This window comes from Streptococcus vicugnae (genome assembly GCF_016461705.1).
Classification (GTDB): Bacteria; Bacillota; Bacilli; order Lactobacillales; family Streptococcaceae; genus Streptococcus; species Streptococcus vicugnae.
In genome coordinates this window covers 190,724-210,934 of sequence record NZ_JAEMHW010000002.1, presented here as the reverse complement: position 1 = coordinate 210,934, position 20,211 = coordinate 190,724, and the positions used below count along the sequence as shown (strand labels likewise).

23 protein-coding genes and 1 pseudogene are annotated in these 20,211 nt (G+C 36.1%); 11 read left to right on the top strand and 13 right to left on the bottom strand.

All coding sequences use genetic code 11. From position 1 onward, the window contains the following. The first annotated feature begins 100 nt into the window (after nt 1-100). Together JG537_RS04550 and JG537_RS04545 are read left to right on the top strand one after the other, a co-directional pair. Nucleotides 101-799 carry a GntR family transcriptional regulator gene (locus JG537_RS04550; protein ID WP_199544003.1) on the top strand — a complete coding sequence of 233 codons (699 nt, stop codon included), beginning with the start codon at nt 101-103 and terminating at the stop codon, nt 797-799. 72 nt (nt 800-871) lie between these two features. Then, entirely contained in the window at nt 872-1,273 is a 402-nt protein-coding gene (locus tag JG537_RS04545) for a VOC family protein (protein ID WP_199544002.1), read from the top strand. A 29-nt stretch (nt 1,274-1,302) separates the two neighbouring features. Here the strand turns inward: JG537_RS04545 and JG537_RS04540 are convergent, their stop codons facing one another. Continuing rightward, the gene (locus JG537_RS04540; protein ID WP_199544000.1) at nt 1,303-2,151 is read right to left on the bottom strand and encodes a MurR/RpiR family transcriptional regulator; all 849 of its coding nucleotides are present in this window, start codon (nt 2,149-2,151) and stop codon (nt 1,303-1,305) included. A 169-nt stretch (nt 2,152-2,320) separates the two neighbouring features. On the opposite strand from JG537_RS04540, the gene JG537_RS04535 reads away from it, so the two are divergent. The 4 genes and pseudogenes from JG537_RS04535 to JG537_RS04525 all read left to right on the top strand — a co-directional run bounded on the left by JG537_RS04535 (nt 2,321) and on the right by JG537_RS04525 (nt 4,913). Then, nucleotides 2,321-3,040 (top strand): Gfo/Idh/MocA family protein, encoded by a 720-nt coding sequence (locus JG537_RS04535; RefSeq protein ID WP_246454294.1) that lies wholly within the window; start codon nt 2,321-2,323, stop codon nt 3,038-3,040. A gap of 67 nt (nt 3,041-3,107) precedes the next feature. Beyond that, the gene (locus JG537_RS09720; RefSeq protein WP_246454292.1) at nt 3,108-3,305 is read left to right on the top strand and encodes a hypothetical protein; all 198 of its coding nucleotides are present in this window, start codon (nt 3,108-3,110) and stop codon (nt 3,303-3,305) included. Between the two features lie 4 nt (nt 3,306-3,309). Further along, on the top strand, nt 3,310-3,834 hold the full coding sequence (locus JG537_RS04530) for a heme-binding protein (protein ID WP_199543998.1): 525 nt from the start codon (nt 3,310-3,312) through the stop codon (nt 3,832-3,834). 20 nt (nt 3,835-3,854) lie between these two features. After that, nucleotides 3,855-4,913: pseudogene (locus JG537_RS04525) on the top strand (Gfo/Idh/MocA family oxidoreductase). 64 nt (nt 4,914-4,977) lie between these two features. On the opposite strand, the gene JG537_RS04520 reads toward JG537_RS04525, so the two are convergent. Together JG537_RS04520 and JG537_RS04515 are read right to left on the bottom strand one after the other, a co-directional pair. Beyond that, complete coding sequence (locus JG537_RS04520; RefSeq protein WP_199543996.1) at nt 4,978-5,235, bottom strand: Txe/YoeB family addiction module toxin; 258 nt, start codon at nt 5,233-5,235, stop codon at nt 4,978-4,980. Further along, nucleotides 5,228-5,494, bottom strand: coding sequence for a type II toxin-antitoxin system Phd/YefM family antitoxin (locus JG537_RS04515; RefSeq protein ID WP_012961966.1), 267 nt, complete (start codon nt 5,492-5,494; stop codon nt 5,228-5,230). The genes JG537_RS04520 and JG537_RS04515 overlap by 8 nt, the downstream gene beginning before the upstream one ends. Nucleotides 5,495-5,657: 163 nt before the next feature. On the opposite strand from JG537_RS04515, the gene JG537_RS04510 reads away from it, so the two are divergent. The 5 genes from JG537_RS04510 (at nt 5,658) to xerS (ending at nt 10,119) form a co-directional block, all read left to right on the top strand. Beyond that, nucleotides 5,658-5,990 (top strand): putative DNA-binding protein, encoded by a 333-nt coding sequence (locus tag JG537_RS04510; RefSeq protein ID WP_074482220.1) that lies wholly within the window; start codon nt 5,658-5,660, stop codon nt 5,988-5,990. Nucleotides 5,991-6,053: 63 nt separating this feature from the next. Beyond that, nucleotides 6,054-7,622 (top strand): signal recognition particle protein, encoded by a 1,569-nt coding sequence (gene ffh, locus JG537_RS04505; RefSeq protein ID WP_199543991.1) that lies wholly within the window; start codon nt 6,054-6,056, stop codon nt 7,620-7,622. Nucleotides 7,623-7,905: 283 nt separating this feature from the next. Then, on the top strand, nt 7,906-8,262 hold the full coding sequence (locus tag JG537_RS09790; protein ID WP_199543986.1) for an ATP-binding cassette domain-containing protein: 357 nt from the start codon (nt 7,906-7,908) through the stop codon (nt 8,260-8,262). Nucleotides 8,263-8,353: 91 nt separating this feature from the next. Beyond that, nucleotides 8,354-8,722 carry an ATP-binding cassette domain-containing protein gene (locus tag JG537_RS09785; protein ID WP_343068224.1) on the top strand — a complete coding sequence of 123 codons (369 nt, stop codon included), beginning with the start codon at nt 8,354-8,356 and terminating at the stop codon, nt 8,720-8,722. A gap of 326 nt (nt 8,723-9,048) precedes the next feature. Beyond that, nucleotides 9,049-10,119, top strand: coding sequence for a tyrosine recombinase XerS (xerS, locus tag JG537_RS04485; RefSeq protein WP_199543976.1), 1,071 nt, complete (start codon nt 9,049-9,051; stop codon nt 10,117-10,119). A gap of 99 nt (nt 10,120-10,218) precedes the next feature. On the opposite strand, the gene JG537_RS04480 is transcribed toward xerS, so the two are convergent. The 10 genes from JG537_RS04480 to JG537_RS04435 all read right to left on the bottom strand — a co-directional run bounded on the left by JG537_RS04480 (nt 10,219) and on the right by JG537_RS04435 (nt 20,128). After that, a complete protein-coding gene (locus tag JG537_RS04480) occupies nt 10,219-10,899 on the bottom strand; it encodes a LexA family transcriptional regulator (RefSeq protein WP_199543965.1) in 681 nt (226 codons plus the stop codon). 83 nt (nt 10,900-10,982) lie between these two features. Further along, on the bottom strand, nt 10,983-11,930 hold the full coding sequence (locus JG537_RS04475) for a sensor histidine kinase (protein ID WP_199543963.1): 948 nt from the start codon (nt 11,928-11,930) through the stop codon (nt 10,983-10,985). Continuing rightward, on the bottom strand, nt 11,927-12,589 hold the full coding sequence (locus JG537_RS04470; protein WP_199543961.1) for a DNA-binding response regulator: 663 nt from the start codon (nt 12,587-12,589) through the stop codon (nt 11,927-11,929). The genes JG537_RS04475 and JG537_RS04470 overlap by 4 nt, the downstream gene beginning before the upstream one ends. A 101-nt stretch (nt 12,590-12,690) precedes the next feature. Next, on the bottom strand, nt 12,691-14,667 hold the full coding sequence (locus JG537_RS04465; RefSeq protein ID WP_199543956.1) for an FtsX-like permease family protein: 1,977 nt from the start codon (nt 14,665-14,667) through the stop codon (nt 12,691-12,693). Between the two features lies 1 nt (nt 14,668). Then, nucleotides 14,669-15,421 carry an ABC transporter ATP-binding protein gene (locus tag JG537_RS04460; protein WP_132869151.1) on the bottom strand — a complete coding sequence of 251 codons (753 nt, stop codon included), beginning with the start codon at nt 15,419-15,421 and terminating at the stop codon, nt 14,669-14,671. Between the two features lie 463 nt (nt 15,422-15,884). Beyond that, complete coding sequence (locus JG537_RS04455) at nt 15,885-16,706, bottom strand: sugar phosphate isomerase/epimerase family protein (RefSeq protein WP_199543955.1); 822 nt, start codon at nt 16,704-16,706, stop codon at nt 15,885-15,887. Between the two features lie 28 nt (nt 16,707-16,734). After that, nucleotides 16,735-18,072 carry a methylenetetrahydrofolate--tRNA-(uracil(54)-C(5))-methyltransferase (FADH(2)-oxidizing) TrmFO gene (gene trmFO, locus JG537_RS04450; protein WP_132869149.1) on the bottom strand — a complete coding sequence of 446 codons (1,338 nt, stop codon included), beginning with the start codon at nt 18,070-18,072 and terminating at the stop codon, nt 16,735-16,737. 174 nt (nt 18,073-18,246) lie between these two features. Then, nucleotides 18,247-18,729: a hypothetical protein gene (locus tag JG537_RS04445; RefSeq protein WP_132869148.1), complete on the bottom strand. Its 483-nt coding sequence runs from the start codon at nt 18,727-18,729 to the stop codon at nt 18,247-18,249. A gap of 11 nt (nt 18,730-18,740) precedes the next feature. Next, nucleotides 18,741-19,463 (bottom strand): DUF3307 domain-containing protein, encoded by a 723-nt coding sequence (locus tag JG537_RS04440; RefSeq protein ID WP_199543953.1) that lies wholly within the window; start codon nt 19,461-19,463, stop codon nt 18,741-18,743. Then, a complete protein-coding gene (locus JG537_RS04435) occupies nt 19,463-20,128 on the bottom strand; it encodes a SatD family protein (RefSeq protein ID WP_132869146.1) in 666 nt (221 codons plus the stop codon). Before JG537_RS04435 ends, JG537_RS04440 begins: the two co-directional genes overlap by 1 nt. Nucleotides 20,129-20,211: the final 83 nt, after the last annotated feature.

Below are 20,211 nucleotides of genomic sequence, written 5' to 3'. Positions count from 1 at the left end.
CCCGCCATTTTCCAAAAGAAATAATACCGTGACTAAAAACTTCCTTGATTTTATGCTAAAATAGAGCTAAGTTATTTAGAACAGAATGGGAGTAGTGGTTATGGTTCCAGCGTATATTAGAATTCATGATGCGTTAAAGAAAAAGATTGACGATGGTTATTGGGAGATTGGTCAGCGTTTGCCGAGTGAGCGTGATTTGGCGGATGATTATGAGGTGAGTCGTATGACGCTTCGTCAGGCGATTACGCTTTTGGTGGAAGAAGGGATTCTTGAGCGCCGTGTGGGTAGCGGGACTTATGTGGCGAGTCATCGTGTGCAAGAGAAGATGCGCGGGACAACGAGTTTTACAGAGATTGTGCGTTCGCAAGGTAAGATGCCATCTTCACAGTTGATTTCTTATCAACGTAAGCCAGCTAATGACACTGAGATTCAGCAGTTACAGCTTAAGGCTAGCGATTATGTGGTGCGTATGGAGCGCGTGCGTTATGCGGATAACATGCCGCTTGTTTTTGAGGTGGCGTCAATCCCAGAGAAGTTGATTCGTGAGTTTAAGCGTGAGGATATTACGGAGCATTTCTTCCAGACTTTGACGGACAATGGCTATGAGATTGGTAAGAGTCAGCAAACCATTTATGCCAAAAATGCGAGTGAGCGCGTGGCTAATTATCTTAAAGTGCCTAAAAATCATGCGGTGCTTGCCTTGACTCAGGTGTCATATTTCTCAGATGGACGACCATTCGAGTACGTTCATAGTCAGTATGTCGGCGATCGCTTTGAATTTTATTTGGAGAATAATTAGTTATCTTAGGTGAGACTGTAAAGAAGCAGCATTTCATAGGATGATTAGAAGCATTAAGGAAGATAAAAGTGTATGAACCATATTGAAATCAATGTATTTGACTTGGCGACTTGTAGACAATTTTATCAACCTATCTTTGAAAAATTAGGTTGGAAACTTTATCAAGAATGGACTAGAGGCTTTTCTTATCAGAAAGATAGCTGGTACTTGGTTTTTGTACAAGTCGAATCGGCTTATCAGCAAAATTCTTATCACCGTAAACAAGTTGGTATCAATCATATTGCTTTGCAAGCACCGTCTAAATCTATTTTTTGGCAATTAGTAGAAGATTTGCGCCAGCAGCCAGTGACTGAACTTTATTCAGAACGTTTTCCCTTTGCTTCAGGCGACGAGCAACTAGCTTTTTTTGTTGAGGATCCTAATCGTATCAAACTTGAGTTGCTCTGTCCCAAATCAGAAAAATCCAAGAAATAAAACTTCTTGGATTTTTCTTATACTCACAATCACTGCAAGTCTTTCTTAGCTAGGTTTTCGATGGCATTTTTTTGCTTTCGGTTGGTAAAGTAATTTGAGGTGTAGAGCAGGCTATAAAGGCAATTTAAAATGTAATGCATGGCGGTTTGTGAATAGTAACCGCCTGCTTTGTTAACGATACTTTCTTTAGCAGGAAAAGTGATGTTTAAGTCAATCTTATCTCTAAAGGCTTTCGAAGAAATCAAAATCGTTTTGCCGTGCCGAGCTTGGATAAGCTCCAATTCTTGAGCGTAGGTGTTCAAGATATTGCCAGAATAAGATAAAAACAGAATCACATCATCTTTGTTTGAATGATAAATCACAGCAATACTGTCATGAAACTGATTGACCATGATTGCTTGAATGCCAAGTTTTACCAACATATTTGAAAAAGACAAGCCAACCAAGTAAGAATCTCCTGTCGCAAAAATGTAAACACGCTTAGCCTTGGCAATTTGCTGAGCAGCTTTGGCGACTAAGTCTTGTGACACCGAAGCGTAGCAAATATCGATAGCTTCCTTAGAAATGCTGGCAACGCTTTTGAAGATATTCGCCGTATTTTCGCTTATGGAGAAAGGATTGTCAAAATCAACATGACTTTTTGAGAAACGTTGTTTTTCGAGTTCGGCTGCTAGAGCAATACGAAAAGCTTTGTAACTAGCCACACCAAGCTTTTTACATAGGCGATTGACAGTAGCATTTGACGTAAATGATTGCTGAGCTAACTGCGAAATTGTCAGCTGTGGAATGTCATTTAAATGCTCTAAAATGTAATTAGAAAGCTCTTTTTCAAGCTCGGTAAAGGTTGTTTGATTTTCCAAATTTGCAATAATTCCCATATCATGGTCCTTTTCTTTAAGTATATCAAAAATGTCTGAAAAAAATGTCCGTAAAAGAACTATCTAGGCAAAAAAATCGTGAAAATAATTTTCTAAATCTGCTCAAAACTATGCTTTTTCAGTAAACAAGGCGTAAGATAACAGTATCAAGTTACAAAGGAGAAAAACAATGAGATTAGGCATTATCGGAGCAGGTTTAATTGTTGAAGAATTTTTACCGAAATTGGTTCAAATAGAGCAGTTGGAAATTTTAGGGATTCAAAGCGTTCCAAGTGATATGGACAAATTAAAGCAGTGGTGCACAAAGTATAACATTCCTCTAGCTACCAGTGATTTTGAGGAATTAAGTCAATCTGGCATCGATACCGTTTATATTGCCGTTCCTAATTTTTTACACGTTATTTTTGTTGAAAAGGCGTTAAATAGCGGGCTCAATGTTATCGTTGAAAAACCAATGACAAGTAATGCCAAAGAAGCGCAGCATTTGAAAGAATTAGCACAATCTAAAGGATTGTTCTTGTTTGAAGCTATCACGACACGTTATTTTAAAACCTATCAAAAAATCCGTGAATGGTTACCGAAAATCGGTCAGATAAAATTAGTTGAAAGCAAGTACAGTCAATATTCTCGTCGTTATAATGCTTTTCAGAAAGGTGAGGTTTTACCTGTTTTTGCCCCTGCCAAAGCTGGCGGTGCCATGATGGATTTAAATTTGTATAACTTGCACTTTGTCATGGGGCTTTTCGGTCAACCAGAAAATCAGCATTATTTTGCAAATGTGGAACGTGGCATTGATATAAGTGGTGTTGCTGTGTTAAACTATCCAGACTTTATCGCGGTTTGTACAGCAGCAAAAGATAGCAAAGGAAAATCTGGCAGCCTTATCTAAGGAACAAAGGGGTATATCGAAACAACGCTATCTCCAAATCTCATCGGCGAGGTCAAATTGGTCTTAAATGACGGTATCAAAGAAAGTTTTTGATGACGGTTTGTCACAAGCAAGACTCATTCCAGAATTTCAATCCTTCGTCAAAATGATTGATGACAATGATTTGGAAGCTTGTTACAAAGAACTTGAAGCCAGTCTTTCTGTCAGCAAAGTTCAAACACAATTGCGTAAAGAAGCAGGCATTATTTTCCCAATGGATAACTAATTATATGGCAAATGAAACGATTTTAGAGAAAACAAAAAACTATTATAAACCTGAACATTTGAAGGAGTTAGAGAAACTTGAACATCAGCTGCGGTTTCAAAGTTTTGGCAGTCAAGAGGCACTTGCTTTGGGTGGAAAAATACTCAAAAATACAGAGCAAGCTGAAAAAATCGCTATCCAAATCATCAGAGTATCTGACAAAGTCCCCATTTTTCAATACGTTGGTAACCAAGCGAAAGAACGAAATCTCAGTTTTGTTCAAGGCAAGATAAACACTGTGTTAAAAACAGAACACAATAGTTTCTGGACTTTAGTTGCTCATCATGTAGGAGAAATAACTTTGACAGAAACGGAAATCCATTCGCAGTTACCCGTTAGCGGCGCTTTTCCGATTAAGGTGGGCGAGGAATTGGTCGCCGTAGTTGGATTATCAGGTTTAAAAAATGGTGATGATTTTCGTGTTCTAGTAACAGGAATGGCAGATTATCTTTCGGTTCAAGCAGAGCCATTCACAGGATTTTTGATTTAATTTGTAAAAGGAGACCTATCATGACAAAACGATTGACAATTGGTTATTATGGCAATGGTAAAAGCACGAATCGCTACCATTTACCGTTTTTAATGCGTCGGCAAGACACTATTTTTGTAAAGACGATTTATGCCCCGACTTTGCGAGATGATTGAGCTAGGTGGGAAGGTGTTCATTACACCGATAAATTAGATGACTTGTTGAACGACCCAGAAATTGATGTCGTTGTTGTGACGACGCCTGCTCCCGCACATTATGAGACAGCTAAGCAGGTCTTAGAAGCAGGTAAAAATCTTGTTCTTGAAAAACCATTTACTCAGTCTGTTAAGGAATCACAAGAATTATTTGATTTGGCAAGAGAAAAAGGGCTCATGATACAAGGGTATCAAAATCGCCGATTTGACAGTGATTTTTTGACAACGCAAGCGATGATTGCTTCTGGAAAATTGGGTGATTTGTTAGAAGTTGAAATGCACTACGATTACTACCGCCCTGAGGTGCCAGAGCATGTTACACAATATTCGAAAGATGAATCTTATGTTTATAACCACGCTTGTCATACGGTAGACCAAGTGATTTCTTATTTTGGCAAGCCTGATGATGTGCAATATGATGTGCGTCAGCTTTTAGGTGCTGGGCGTATGAATGATTATTTTGACATTGATTTTTATTATCAACATTCAACAGATACATTTCATGTTGCTCCTGGCGGCTTAAAAGTTTCGGTAAAATCAAGCTATTTCAGAGTAAAAGAACGTCCAAGTTTTGTCGTTTATGGTCGCAAGGGCATGTTTGTTAAATACGAAAAAGACCGCCAAGAAGCGGATCTCAAGAAATTCTATTTGCCAGACAATGACGATTTTGGTTTGGATAAACCAGAAAATTTTGGCACATTAACGTATTACGATGACAATGGGCATTACCATGAAGAAGCAGTAGAGACAGTCGCAGGAGATAACGGTCGCTTTTACGACGCCTTGTATGAAACTCTCATCAATCACAAACCAATCTTGGTAACAGAGGAACAAACCATTCTCCAAATGCACATCCTAGAAGAAGCCACAAAAGATTTGAAATGACAAAACTCATGATTAGCTTTTTCATTTCTAGACTCATGAAAAAACTGTCCACTGGACAGTTTTTTTAATAATGGTCTTTGCAAGAATAAAAGTAAATAGTATTCCCATCAACACTGTAAATTAAACGATGTTCATCGGTTATACGTCGTGACCATTTGCCAGATAAATCGTGTTTAAGTGGTTCAGGTTTACCAATGCCAGTAAAAGGAGTGCGGTCAATCTCCTTGATTAGGCGATTAATTTTTTTAATTGTCGCTTTATTTCCTTGATTATACCAATACATATAGTCGTTCCACGCATCGTCAGACCATGCTTTAATCATCATCTACCTCGAGCAATTCATGTGTCTGAAAATTAGCTGCCTTGAATTGTTCATCGCCACGTTTAATTTTATTCATTAGGTAGTTATTAGACATAATGCGAAATGTTTCTTGCATGCTATCATAGTCACGTTTTGAAAGGACTACGACAGTATCATCAATATTTTTAGAAGTCACAATAAGTGGTTCAGCGTCATCGTTAACTTGTTTCATATAATGTTTTAAATTTTGTCTAAAATTTGAATATGCAACAGCTTCCATATTGGTTCCTCCTCTGTCTATTTTGTACAATAAATTGTACCATTTTACGATAAATAAAGCAAGAAAAAGCATTCTTACTATTATTTTTATTGAAAATGAGGTATCATGATTTTTAACCATTTCTGACTATTAAATTCAGCTAAATTATGGTAAAATAAAGGCTATGGAAATTGAAAAAACCAATCGTATGAATGCTCTGTTTGAGTTTTATGCAGCTTTGCTGACAGACAAGCAGATGAATTATATTGAACTATATTATGCGGATGATTACAGCTTGGCTGAGATTGCTGAGGAATTCGGCGTTAGTCGTCAAGCGGTCTATGATAACATCAAGCGAACAGAAAAGATTTTAGAGGCTTATGAGATGAAACTGCACATGTATTCTGATTACATTGTTCGCAGTCAGATTTTTGATGATATTTTAGACAAATATCCTGATGATGAATTTTTGAAAGAAAAAATCGCTATTTTGAGTAGCATTGATAACCGTGACTAGGATAATTTGAAAACTAGCGAAATTCGATAAGACAATAGAGATATGAGGTAGGAGAATTATATTATGGCTTTTGAAAGTTTAACAGAACGCCTTCAGGGGGTTTTTAAAAATATTCGTGGGAAGAAAAAACTCTCTGAAAAGGATGTTCAAGAAGTAACCAAAGAGATTCGTCTTGCTTTGCTTGAAGCTGACGTTGCTCTTCCAGTTGTTAAGACTTTCATCAAACGTGTACGCGAACGTGCGGTTGGTCACGAAATCATTGATACCCTTGACCCAACACAACAAATCGTAAAAATCGTTAACGAAGAATTAACAGAAATCCTTGGTTCTGAAACAGCTGAACTTGAAAAATCACCTAAAATTCCAACAATCATTATGATGGTCGGGCTTCAAGGTGCTGGTAAAACAACATTTGCTGGTAAATTGGCTAACAAGCTGATCAAAGAAGAAAATGCTCGTCCAATGATGATTGCTGCCGATATCTATCGCCCAGCAGCCATTGATCAGTTGAAAACACTTGGTAGCCAAATCAATGTTCCAGTCTTTGATATGGGAACTGACCACTCAGCCGTTGAAATCGTGACAAATGGTTTAGCACAAGCTAAAGAAAACCACAACGACTATGTTATCATCGATACAGCCGGTCGTCTGCAAATCGATGAAGCTTTGATGCAAGAACTTCGTGATGTCAAAGCCCTAGCTCAACCAAATGAAATTCTTTTGGTTGTTGATAGCATGATTGGTCAAGAAGCTGCCAATGTCGCTGACGAATTCAACAAACAATTGGATATCACAGGGGTTGTCTTGACTAAGATTGATGGTGATACTCGTGGTGGTGCGGCTCTTTCTATCCGCGAAATCACTGGTAAACCAATCAAATTCACTGGTACTGGCGAAAAAATCACTGATATTGAAACATTCCACCCAGATCGTATGTCAAGCCGTATCCTTGGTATGGGTGACCTGCTTACATTGATTGAAAAAGCCAGTCAAGAATACGATGAAAAACGTTCAATGGAACTCGCAGAAAAAATGCGTGAAAATACCTTTGATTTCAACGATTTCATCGAACAACTTGACCAAGTTCAAAATATGGGACCGATGGAAGACTTGATTAAAATGATTCCTGGTATGGCTAACAACCCAGCTCTTAAGAACTTCAAGGTCGATGAAAAAGCTGTCGCTCGTAAACGTGCTATCGTGTCATCAATGACACCAGAAGAACGTGAAAATCCTGACTTGCTTAACCCAAGCCGTCGCCGTCGTATTGCAGCTGGTTCAGGAAACAGCTTTGTCGAAGTTAATAAATTCATCAAAGATTTCAACCAAGCTAAACAAATGATGCAAGGTGTCATGTCTGGCGATATGGAAAAAATGATGAAGAAAATGGGTATCAACCCCAATAATCTTCCTAAAAACATGCCAAACGGCATGGACATGTCATCACTTGAAGGCATGATGGGCGGAAACGGAATGCCAGACCTTTCAGCACTTGGCGGTGGAGATATGGATCTTAGCCAAATGATGGGTGGCGGATTCAAAGGTAAAATCGGTGAATTTGCTATGAAACAATCAATGAAACGCATGGCAAACAAAATGAAAAAAGCTAAGAAAAAACGCAATAAAAAATAGTTGTTAAAAAACCGAGAAGTGGTTCTCGGTTTTTTTGTGTTTGATTTGGTTATTTCTTTCTACCTTTGCTTCACAGAATTTATTGAGGCAATCGTGGCAGGGACGTTTATCTTTGTTGGGTGTAGTTTGTTTTTTGATATCATGCGGGTAAACACCGATATACTTTTTAAATAGGCTGGCAAAGCGGCTGTGAGAGGTATAGCCGACCGTAATAGCCACTTCCTTAATTTTTCTAGTTGGGTTGTCATTAATAAGTGCTCTGCTGAGTCTTCTGGTTTTGCTGATGTTTATCCTACTTGCTATCAAAGTTTCTGACAGCACTGAAAACATTGTTTTAAATGTCGGTGAAATTCTCTACATTGACTCAGCTGTTAAAAATATTAAAGAACTCCATGCAGTCAAACAACAAAGTGGACAAGATGTTACTCTCAAGCATTTTGACATCGAACTCAAAAATGCTGGCTTTGCTTATAAAGATGGACAAAAAATCATCGACGGTGTATCTTTTGTTGCCAAACAAAATGAAATCACAGCACTTGTCGGACCATCAGGATGTGGTAAAACAACCCTATTAAGACTTTTATCTCGCTTGTATGATTATCAAGAAGGTCAAATCACTATTGACGGCAAGAACATCTAAGACATTAGCACCAATAGTTTATTTGACAACATCTCAATTGTCTTTCAAGACGTTACGTTGTTTGATAATACGATTTTGGAAAATATTCGCCGTGGTTCAAGATGTGAATTATCAGCTCTTTACAGAGTCTGTTTGGTCAGAAATCTCGCTAGTTAGTGATGATGACGTCGTTAAAAAGGATGCGCTTACACAGTTTGGATTAATAGATAAAATAGAGCGACACCCACAAAGTTTGTCAGGCGGTGAAAAACAACGATTATTATTAGCCATGGCAAAAGCTTCAAATAAGCCGATTATCGTTTTAGATGAGCCAACAAGTGGTCTGTTTAGACAACAAATGGATAAAATGATTGAAGATTTGCAGCAAATGGCTCAAACAGGAAAGATAATTATCGTGGTGACACATGATTACGAATTAATTAAACATTGTAAAGGAAGAATCATAGAATTCGTTGAATAAGCTTAAAATATCAAATATAACATAATAATATATCCATAAAATATATTTAAAATAGATTGTAAATCTCTGACAGAAAAATTATTTGTCAGGGATTTTTTTTCTGTTTAAAAAAATAAAACAAAAGTAAGAGTACAAGTTAGACAAAAAATTCTAAAAAGCATTAAAAACGTTGATAAAACACGTTTTTTTACAAGAAGTCATAAATGAATGATATCTCTTTCTATGATTTTTTCTCATTACATCTTTCCGAAAAACTGTAATTTTCTTGAAAAATAAATCAGTCTATGATAAACTACTATTATAAAGACATCTAGGGAGATTTTTAGATGAAACGTGAAAAATTACTTGAAAAAATTGATGAACTAAAAAATATAATGCCTTGGTATGTCCTTGACTATTACCAATCAAAACTTTCTGTACCATATAGTTTTACAACCTTGTATGAATACCTCAAGGAATATCGACGATTCTTTGAATGGATTCTTGATTCAGGTATTTCAAATGCTAATCAAATTGCTGATATTGAATTAAGTACTTTAGAACATTTATCAAAAAAAGATATGGAATCCTTCGTTCTTTATCTACGTGAACGTCCTTCTTTAAATACCTATTCAACTAAGCAAGGGGTTTCACAAACCACTATCAATCGCACACTCTCAGCACTTTCAAGCTTATTTAAATATCTGACAGAAGAGGTCGAGGACGAAAATGGTGACCCCTACTTCTATCGAAATGTCATGAAAAAGATTTCGACCAAGAAAAAGAAGGAAACCTTGGCTGCTCGTGCTGAAAACATTAAAGGAAAACTCTTTTTAGGTGATGAAACTATGGCATTTATCGAATATATCGATAAAGAATACCAAAACAAGCTCTCTCATCGTGCTCTCTCCTCCTTCCAGAAGAATAAGGAACGTGATTTAGCGATTATCTCACTTCTTCTTGCCTCAGGAGTTCGTTTATCTGAAGCTGTTAATCTTGATTTAAAAGATTTAAACCTTAATATGATGGTTATCGAAGTTACTCGTAAAGGTGGTAAACGCGATTCAGTTAACGTTGCTGCTTTTGCTAAACCGTACCTTGAAGAGTATTTAAAAATTCGTGCACCTCGTTATAAAGCAGAAAAACAAGATCAAGCACTATTTTTAACAGAATACCGTGGTGTTCCAAATCGTATCGATGCTTCAAGTATTGAAAAATTAGTTGCCAAGTATTCGCAAGATTTTAAGGTTCGTGTGACTCCCCACAAACTTCGTCATACATTAGCAACGAGACTGTATGGCGCAACTAAATCACAAGTTTTGGTTAGTCACCAACTAGGGCATGCCAGCACTCAGGTTACTGACTTGTATACCCATATCGTTAATGATGAACAAAAAAATGCGCTAGATAAATTGTAAAAATGAATATGGGCTAATTAATAGTCCATATTTTTATATATAAAGAAATTTCAAAAGTTATTAAATTAGTTAATTTACATAAATATTATTATGTAATATTTAAATTTCTAAGGGTTTGAAGTTACCAACGATTTTTCCGATGATTCTTGGATTTTCATCATAAGGTGCAAATTTGTCAGCATAATGTTTATTGAGAGAGACTAAACGTAATCCATCTTCTTCTCGATAAACTTTTTTGATGTAAGTTTGTCCATCCCAATCAACAGCGTAAATGGCTCCATCATAATCAAAGCCAGTTTGCTTAATAAGTACCACTTCACCATTTAGATAAGTTGGTTCCATTGAATCACCGAAAACCCAAGATGCAAAATCGTGGTCTAACTGCTCATCATAAAAGACTGTATCGTAATTGCCATCGCCAAAATAAGAGTAACCAGTACCTGCAGATAACTTTTCAAAAACCTTATAAGAGTAAAGTTTTGGTAATGGTTTAACAATTTTTTGCTCTTTTAGGAGATTTTCTGCGTAGTTCTCTAATTTTAAGCGATTATCTGGATTCAATTGTAGGTAAGTATTGACAATATCATGCTCAGAAAGAAAATACGTTTCATCAACTTTAAAAATCTGACTTAATTGTTCTAAATTTTTTTGATTTGGTTTTGTTTTACCATTCTCCCAATTAAAGTACGAAGCTCTTGATATCTGTAACTTTTTGGCTAAATCAGCTTGAGAATAGCCATTTTCTTGACGCAATGCTTTTAATTTTTCTCCAGAAAACATAGCTTCCTCCTTTTTGTGTTAGTTTATAAACTAACAACATTATAAAAGATATTCAGTAAAAAAGCAAGACGAAATAGTCTTGCTTAACGTTTTTTAGGTGTGATGAAAACTTGTGTTCCTTGGTCAATTTGGCTTTGAATCGTGATATCTAGATTAAGACTATCTAGAACTTGTTTTGTCATGTAAAGACCAAGACCTGTGGCTTTTTGATGTTCATGACCGTTGAAGCCTGTGAAACCTTCTTCAAAAATACGTGGTAAATCTTCTTCAAGTATGCCGATACCATCATCTGATATTTCAATACTAGCTTGAGAAATGCGGATGATGATTTTGCCGTTATCTTTCGAATACTTAATGGCATTGTCAATTATTTGTGTCAGTGCGAAGGTCACCCATTTTTTATCAGACTTGAGTTCCCAATCACCTGTCACCTCAACAGAGAGGTGTTTTAATAAACAAGGAATACGGTATTTTTTGATGATTGAGGTTGCGATATTTTTGACAGATAGTTTCTCAAATCGAAAATCGTCTTTATTTTGGCTGAATTTAAGATAATTTAACAAGGTATCTAAATAATTTTGTAGACGATTTAACTGCTGTTCCACTTCTTTTGGGTCAAGTTGGTCAGTCTGAGCCATCAATGATAAAGCTGATAGAGGAACTTTCATCTGATGTGACCACATTTTAATGAGGTTTTGAATATTTTTCATCTGAGTTTGAAGTTTTAAGAGCTCACTAGCATGAGTCTCTTTTTGCTGCCAGATGATTGCTTTGAAAGCTTGTTCAGACGGTAAGTGAAAATCATTCAACTCTTTTACATAAATAAATTGTTGTAAAATTAATTGCTTACGCTTAAATTTATAGTATTGCCAAATCGTGATAAAGATAAGAATGGTGATGTTGACACTAAAACTGACTTTAAAGTAGGCAACCGGCAAGTGAAATAGAATAAAAGTGGTTAAAAATAAGGTCGTTAAAATGGTGTAGGTAAGGTACCAAACACCAAATTCTTTAAAAAATTGTCGTATCATTTTAGAAGATACCCGACTCCTCTCACGGTATGAATGCGATCAAATCCTAATGGTTGTACTTTTTTGCGCAAACGTGTCATATTGACACTTAAGGTGTTTTGGTCAATAAAACTTTCATTTTCCCACAATTTCTCTAACAAGTCTTCCTTTGGCACAACTTGATTTTGGTGTTCAAATAGAATACTAAGGATTTTATTTTCTGTTGGAGAAAGGTTAATCTGCTTGCTGCCATTTGATAGAATTCCTTCACGGGATAATGAAAACTCATCGAGCTGATAATTATCGGAAGTGAATTGATAGGCTCTACGCAAAAAAGCTGATATCTTAGCATCTAAGATAGTCAATGAGAAGGGTTTAGAAATAAAATCGTCTCCTCCCATATTAAGTGCCATAACAGTATCCATTTCATCATCGCTGGATGAGATAAAGATGATTGGTAAAGTCATCGTTTTACGAATTTCTGTTGTCCAATAAAAACCATTGAAATAAGGCAAAGTGATATCCATTAAAATCAAATCTGGATTGATTTCTTCGATTTCTTGCTTAATCGCACGAAAATTATTAACGCTATAGACATCATAAACTTTGCTTAAATGCTGTTTTAATAAGGTTACAATGGTATTGTCATCTTCTACGATATAAATTTTTCCTTGTTTCATAGCTTCATTCTAACAAAAAATGGTCTTTACGACCATTTTCAGCTGAGTTTCTTATCAAAATATTTGTAGTTAGTCTTATTAAAGAAAGTAGTTTTTAGTAACTAACGATTGATGAGCTTATAATAAGTTCGGCTTGTTAGTTTATAGATAAAGAAGTAAATGATAACCAAGCATAGTATTGTAATACCACTTACAGTAACCATACTTGAACCAGCTACTCCAAAGAGTAAGAGCATTTGTTTTAGCATAGTTAAAGCGAAAACAAAATGTGAGATAGCAACGCCAAGTGGCATGAAGAAAACAAGTAATGTTTGTGAATTAACTGTTCGTTTCACTGCTTCTTTGCTCATTCCGACTTCTTGCAGGATTTTATAAGATTTTTTATCTTCAATTCCTTCTGTACGTTGTTTGTAGTAAATGATTAAGGCTGCACCAAGCAAGAAACTGAGTCCTAGTAAGAATCCTGTAAACAAGAAACCTCCAGTAATAGCATACATGTCATTCATAAAGGTTTTCTTAGTGTAAATATCACTTTGGATTTCACTGTTTTTATCTGATTTTAATCCGTCAGAGATTGTTGAAATGTCTTTAGTTGAAAGATCAGCATAAGCTGAAAAAGTACTTTGAAACATGAGATCATGTTGTTTGAAAAGCTCTAGCATTTCTTCCATAACCGCATTATTACTGAAAATAATAACACTCGGATTATAGGTATTTCCTAGTTCAGGAAACTTGAGATTTTTAAAGTTTTTGACGTTTTCAAATTTTTTATCAAACAATGTCAATGTTTCAAGTTGACTGTCTCCCTTTTGTTTGTAAAAAGCAATTTGATTGTCTTTTAATTTCGGAAGATCATTTCCGAGTTTTTGAATAGCGTCTTGAGTTGTTAAATAAAGAGCACCAAACGTATTGACATCGGGATGTTTGATTGAATCGTCATTAATAGCCATTACTTTTTCATTTGCAAGGGAAGCTGAAGACATGGCTGACTGATAAGTTATGTAATCACTGCTTGGCTTATCTAGTTTATCGACGATTTGATTTTGGAATTCTTCTTTAAATTCATCCTCAGAGATTATTCTAGAATCCTTCTCGACATAGCCATTATTAGAAAAGGTTATTTGTGTATTTTTAGGAAATAGAATATTGGCTTGATTTTGACCACTAACATATAAAGAAGTTGTTGTTGCGATGGTTACAAAAGTCATTGTAGCAAGCAAAGTGATATTGGCAAGACCAACGGCATTTTGCTTCATTCTGAAAATCATTTGTGCAGTTGTGACAAAGTGTTCTGGTTGGTAAAAATAGTTTTTATTCTTACGACGGCGTTTGAGATACCATGTCATAAAGCTGACGTAAAATAGGTAAGTCCCAATAATAACAAGCACTACTGCAATGAAGAAACGATAGACAACCACGAGCGCAGCTACTTTTGCAGAGGAAATAGACATGTAATAGCCAATACCTAGGCTGATAATACTTAGCAAAGCTAAAATTATATTTCCACGAGGTTCTTTTTCACCTTTTTCTTGACGTTTAAACAAAGCAAGTGGTGATGAACGATGAATAATAACCAGATTAATAACTTCTAGCAATACAAAGATAGCCGCAAAAGCAAAAGCAGCAAACATAAAGGCAAGTGGTGATAATGTCAAAATAAACTTATCATAATGTAAGAGATTGACAAAAATTAGGTAGAACAATTGTGAAAATATGGCTGATAAGATGCTGCCAATTACGATAACACCTACAAACATAATAGCTAATTCAATTGTTGACACCAAACCGACCTGACGTCTATTCATCCCAAGGATATTGTAAAGACCGAATTCCCTACTTCTTTGCTTGAGCAAGAAATTATAACTATAAATCTCCATGATGACTGTAAAAATCATCAAAACAACAATAGCCAGCCCTAATACGGTGTTACTGTAACGCATGTCGTCTGATACTGGACTAAAGAGAATTAACAAGGTTGAACAGTCAAGGATAAAAAGGACTACACTGGCGAGTAAAAATGGGCCGAAAATATCAAGTGATTTTTTCAAATTTGACCAAGCTAGTTTAGCATAGAACATCTTATTCACCTCCTAAAAGGGCTGTCATGGCAAGTGAAATGTCTTTACTAAATTCTTGATTGGTTTTGTTACCACGGTAAATTTGGTGGAAAATACGACCATCTTTGATAAAAAGCACACGTTTAGCATGGCTTGCGGCGTTGGCTGAGTGAGTTACCATAAGTATTGTTTGGCCATAGCTGTTAATGTCTTCAAAAAGATTTAAGATATCTTCTGAATTACGATAGTCAAGCGCTGCGGTTGGTTCATCAGCCAAAAGAAGCTGCGGATTAGTAATTAAACTACGAGCAATGGCAACACGTTGTTTTTGACCACCAGATAATTCAAAAGGACGTTTTTTAAGTAACTCTTCAATGTGTAATTTTGGAGCAAGTGTTGCAATGCGTTTTTCCATTTCTTGATGATGAACTCGACCAAGAACTAATGGCAAGAAAATATTGTCTTTAACAGACAAAGTGTCGAGCAAGTTGAAATCTTGAAAGACAAAGCCAAGATTTTTTAAACGAAATTCAGCTAATTGGCTTTCTTTGATTTTCGTGACTTCTTCACCATTTAGAATAACGGAACCTTTAGTAGGTTTTTCCAGTGTTGCTAGGATATTTAGCAATGTTGTTTTCCCTGAACCTGATTCCCCCATGATGGCGATAAACTCATTCTTGTCTACTTTAAAGTCGACATCTTGCAAAGCACGTGTAACTTCTTTTGAAAAACGCGTGCGAAAGACCTTTTCGAGGTGATTGATTTCCAGTAACATAATTTCTCCTTTTTTTCATTATACCTTTTCGGTTTAAGAAATGCTTAGTTAGTCTTTAGTTTTCGAAACTTTTTTAGTTTCTTTCAGGTCTTTTTTAGAGGTCGCCTGCCGTTCCAGTACCAAAAAGCTAAGCTCGCTACTCCTACTACAATAATCAATAGAATGGTTATCAGACTATACAGCGCAATCATGCTAAGCACCTCCTTTTATTTCGTTATGCGAAAAGCGTAACAGATGATATAAGCAATGGAACCTAAAAGGAGTAACACTACCCAAATGAAAAAATTGTTCCATAAATTTACATGTCTTTTGAGTTCTTCTTTCATGTCGCTACTCCTTTCTTATTGATATCTTTATTTTATCGGAAATCACCCCTTCTTTTCTTACAATTTCAGGGATGAAACCTTACAAAAATGTAAGAAAAACACAGAAGCCGATACTTCTGCGTTTTAAGGTTATGATATTACAAATCTTGTGCAATTTGTTTTAAGTAAGCGTGACTTTCAAGCTGTTCAAATGGATTAGTCAAGTCTTTCAAATTAATTTCGTAGATGCTACTTGCTTTTTCATTAAAGAGTGGCAAAGCTTTATCCCAATCAATTTTTCCGTGACCAAGTGTCAGGCTATCATGGGTTTCTCCCAGAGAATCTACTAAATGGTAATGAACAATGTTATCTTTTAATGTTTTTAGAGATTTTTGCAGAGCTTTGTTGTCACCGTGAAGGTAAATAAAAGCATGTGAAACATCGTAAGCTAGTGGATAACCTTTTTCAGCAAGCAAGTGATCAAAATCAGGATTTCCATATGAATAGAGTTTTGAAATACCATTTTCAAACATGATATGGTCTTTGCCGATATGGCAAAAGTGATCCATACGGGTGAAAAGGTACTTTCGAGCTTCCTCAATAGAATCAAATGGTTCTAGTAATTCAGCTTCTTCTAATTCATAAGATCCGTGGACAAGTACTTTGCTGTGATAAGTTTTAGCTAAATCAAGTAATTTTTGCGTTGAAAAATCAATAAAGTTAACCAATTCAGCATTATTTTGTGGGTGTGCGACTAATTCTAATCGCTTGCCATGATATTTCATGGGGTGATGAAGAACGATAGTCTTTACACCACTTGATTTCACTTTCTTGATAGCTTCTTCTAGCTGTTTTAAGCCATCAGTTGTAAAATCAGTTTCACTTGTAAAAAATTCAAAAACATCAGGATGATATTTTAAGCGACTAGCTACTTGTTCAGGGGCACAGCTAGCTTTTAGTCCTAATTGAATCGGAAACATTTTGTCACCTCTTCTTTGATTAATAGGTTTAAACGTTAAGGTATTCTGCTAAGTCTTTCAAAGCACGTTCAGCAACTTTTTCGTAACGTTCTTTTTTATCACGGATACGTGGTCCTTCGAGTTCTTTAACGATACCAAAGTTAACGTTCATTGGTTGGAAATGTTTGCTTTCAGCATGAGTGATGTAGTGTGGTAAAGCACCGATAGCTGTTGTTTGAGGGAAAACAACAGGTTCTTCACCCTTGAAACGACGCACAGCATTGATACCAGCTACAAGACCTGATGCAGCAGATTCAACATAACCTTCAACACCAGTCATTTGACCAGCGAAGAAAAGATTTGGATTTTGACGTGTAGCAAATGTTTCAGTCAAAAGGTTTGGTGAATCCATGTATGAGTTACGGTGCATAACGCCGTAACGGACAAATTCAGCATTTTCGAGGCCTGGAATCATGCGGAAAACACGTTTTTGTTCTCCCCATTTAAGGTGTGTTTGGAAACCAACAATGTTAAAGAGGCTACCAGCAGCATTGTCTTGACGCAATTGAACTACAGCATAAGGTGTCTTAAATTCACCGTCACGTGGGCCTTTGTAGTCATCTGGATATTCCAAACCAACTGGTTTCATTGGGCCGTAAAGCATTGTTTTAATGCCTCGTTTGGCCATAACTTCGATAGGCATACATCCTTCAAAGTATTTTTCTTTTTCAAATGAATTTAATGGTGCTTCTTCAGCGTTGACAAGCGCTTCGTGGAAAGCCATAAATTCTTCTTTAGTCATAGGGCAGTTAAGGTAGGCAGCTTCACCTTTGTCATAACGTGATTTTAGGTAAACTTTATCCATGTCGATAGAACTTTTATCGACAATTGGTGCTGCCGCATCGTAGAAATAGAAACCATCGCCACCATTTAATTCGTGGATTTTTGCAGCCAAAGCATCTGAAGTAAGTGGTCCACTAGCGATAACTGTAATAGCATCATCTGGGATTTCAGTGATTTCTTCGCGAATGACTTCGATAAGTGGGTGGTTTGTGACTTCGTCAGTTACCATTTGTGAGAATCCGTCACGGTCAACTGCAAGAGCGCCACCAGCAGGGACGCGCGTGCTTTCAGCAGCTTTCATAATCACAGAATCTAAGCGGCGCATTTCTTCTTTAAGAAGACCTACCGCGTTTGTCAAACTGTCACCACGTAGTGAATTCGAACAAACAAGTTCAGCAAATTTGTCTGTTTTATGTTGTGGTGTTGCTTTTTTACCGCGCATTTCATAAAGCTTAACAGGAATACCACGTTTGGCAATCTGATAAGCAGCTTCAGAGCCTGCTAAACCAGCTCCGATAACGTTAATGTATGATGATTGAGACAATATACTAATACCTCTAAAATGAGCACAGAAAGCTATCTGGCGTCATTTCCCAGACATGGGTATTTGCCCATATCTGAATCTTTCTATTTTTGATACTTGATTATCATAACATAATTTTTAGGAAATACAAATAAAATCTTGTGATTGTTTACGTAAGTAAAATTATGTAAACAATCAATGATTATCTTTTCTAATCATATTCTGATACTGTAAGTGAATGCCGATATGACCAATTTCTAAAATAATTGCTGCTAAGGCTAAAAATAGATTTTTACCATAGATGGCTAGACATAGAACTGCAATAACGGGCAAACTTGCTCCGGCTACTGGTATTTTCAAAATAGGGGCGTAAAAATCAGCCATTCTTTTTGGACCCATAAAATAACGAATCCAAAAGATTTCATAAAGAAGCATGCAAAGAGCTGCTGCTATTAGCCACCAATTCCAATTTGTCCAAGAATGCCAGTTAAAGTCAGAAAAGATGAGAACTAGACAGGTAACAAGCACTTCTCCAATACGTTCAAGTAGGGTTAAGTACTTATTTTCTTGGCACTGATAGTGGTCATAATCTTTTGGTTTATGTCGTGTCCAAATAAGATTTGGTACAGTTAGCAGTACTAAAAAGATCAATCCAACATAAGAAAAGCCAAAATGCATGATTATCCTCCCTAGAATATACAAATCCAAGCAGTTAATAGAACACTTAAGATACTAAATAATGAACCAATCAGATAATATTCTGCAAATGTTGGGCTCTCTGAAATCTTGTTATAACGTGCAATTGATTTTGCTGTGAAAACCAGACCGATTGAGGCAAATTGATTAAAGATAATACAAATACTCATCACAATACGCTCTAATAGTCCAATAGTTGCCCCAGCCCCTGGAATGGTATCCATTTTTTGATTATCGTGTGGTTGGTATTTTTGAAAGAAAATTTTAAAGACGATATTCGTTGGTTTGGTGATTAAGACAAGAAATAAAATCATATTTAAAACTTGCCCCGCAAACTGGCTAGTTATCAGACCTAACCCCACTTGATGGCGTGTTAATAAAATAATAATCACTAAATGAAGGATTTGATCAAGAAGAAAAGTCACCATAGGGTTTAATCGAAGCCAGTTAGCCACATTAGATTTTCCAAAATCAATAATCGAATGTGTCACTAAAATGACTAAACTAATCTTCCACAAACTTGGTAAAAAGAGAGTTACTACTGCCAAAGGAAAGGCAACACCTAAAAGGTGAATCAGAAGATATTTGCTCTCCGTATTTTTACGATCCGCAACTGTTTGACTTTGCAGATGAAAATCGGATAAAAAGTGACAGATTAAGAAAAGTGTCAAAATGGGATTTTGAATGAGATAGTGAGAAAGTCCAGTAATAGGCATTAAGCTAACTCCTCTCCATGATGTTTAAGGCATTTTAAAGCCGTTTTACGTGCGCGAAGGTAGACTTTGATGTTGCTACTTTTGAGCCGTTTAGACAAAGCGCTGGTTGTTAATTCTAAGCGTTTGGCAAGTATTTGCTGATCAAACTGCTCATCATATATGCCAAGAGTTAACAGTTCCTTTAAAATCATTTCTTGACTTGCTCGCCAATCTGATTTGATGGCTTCGCTACTAGCAATCAAGGCATTCACAATGTTAACTTGACTTTCATCATCAAAAGAAACTGCAATTTGCGTATTGCCATAATCATTTTTTTGATGAATATAATTAATGGCTTTTCTAGCGTGCCAATAAGCTGGGCCATCAGCACCAATACTTTGTTCAGGATTAATGTCTGTTAAAATTTTGCCTAGTCCTATCCCAAAACGAACTTGATAAGGTTGCATAGCGAGATTGATGCGGTCAATAATTTGAAATAAAGGGGCATCAAGCGTCAATAATCCTTGAAATTCATCTCCCAATGTAATAGATAATTTTGAAACCAATACTTCTTTAAATTCTGTATTCAAATCATTTAAGCAAGTTTCTAATATTTTTTGAACTTGGTAACGATTATCGATTTTTTTTGAATCAATGATATCACCAATTAATGCAAAATAATTCATAGGCCACCTCTCTTATAGGTCTATTATAACAGACTTAACTCAAAAAGTCCGTTATAACGGAAATTATTTAAAAAGTCTATTAT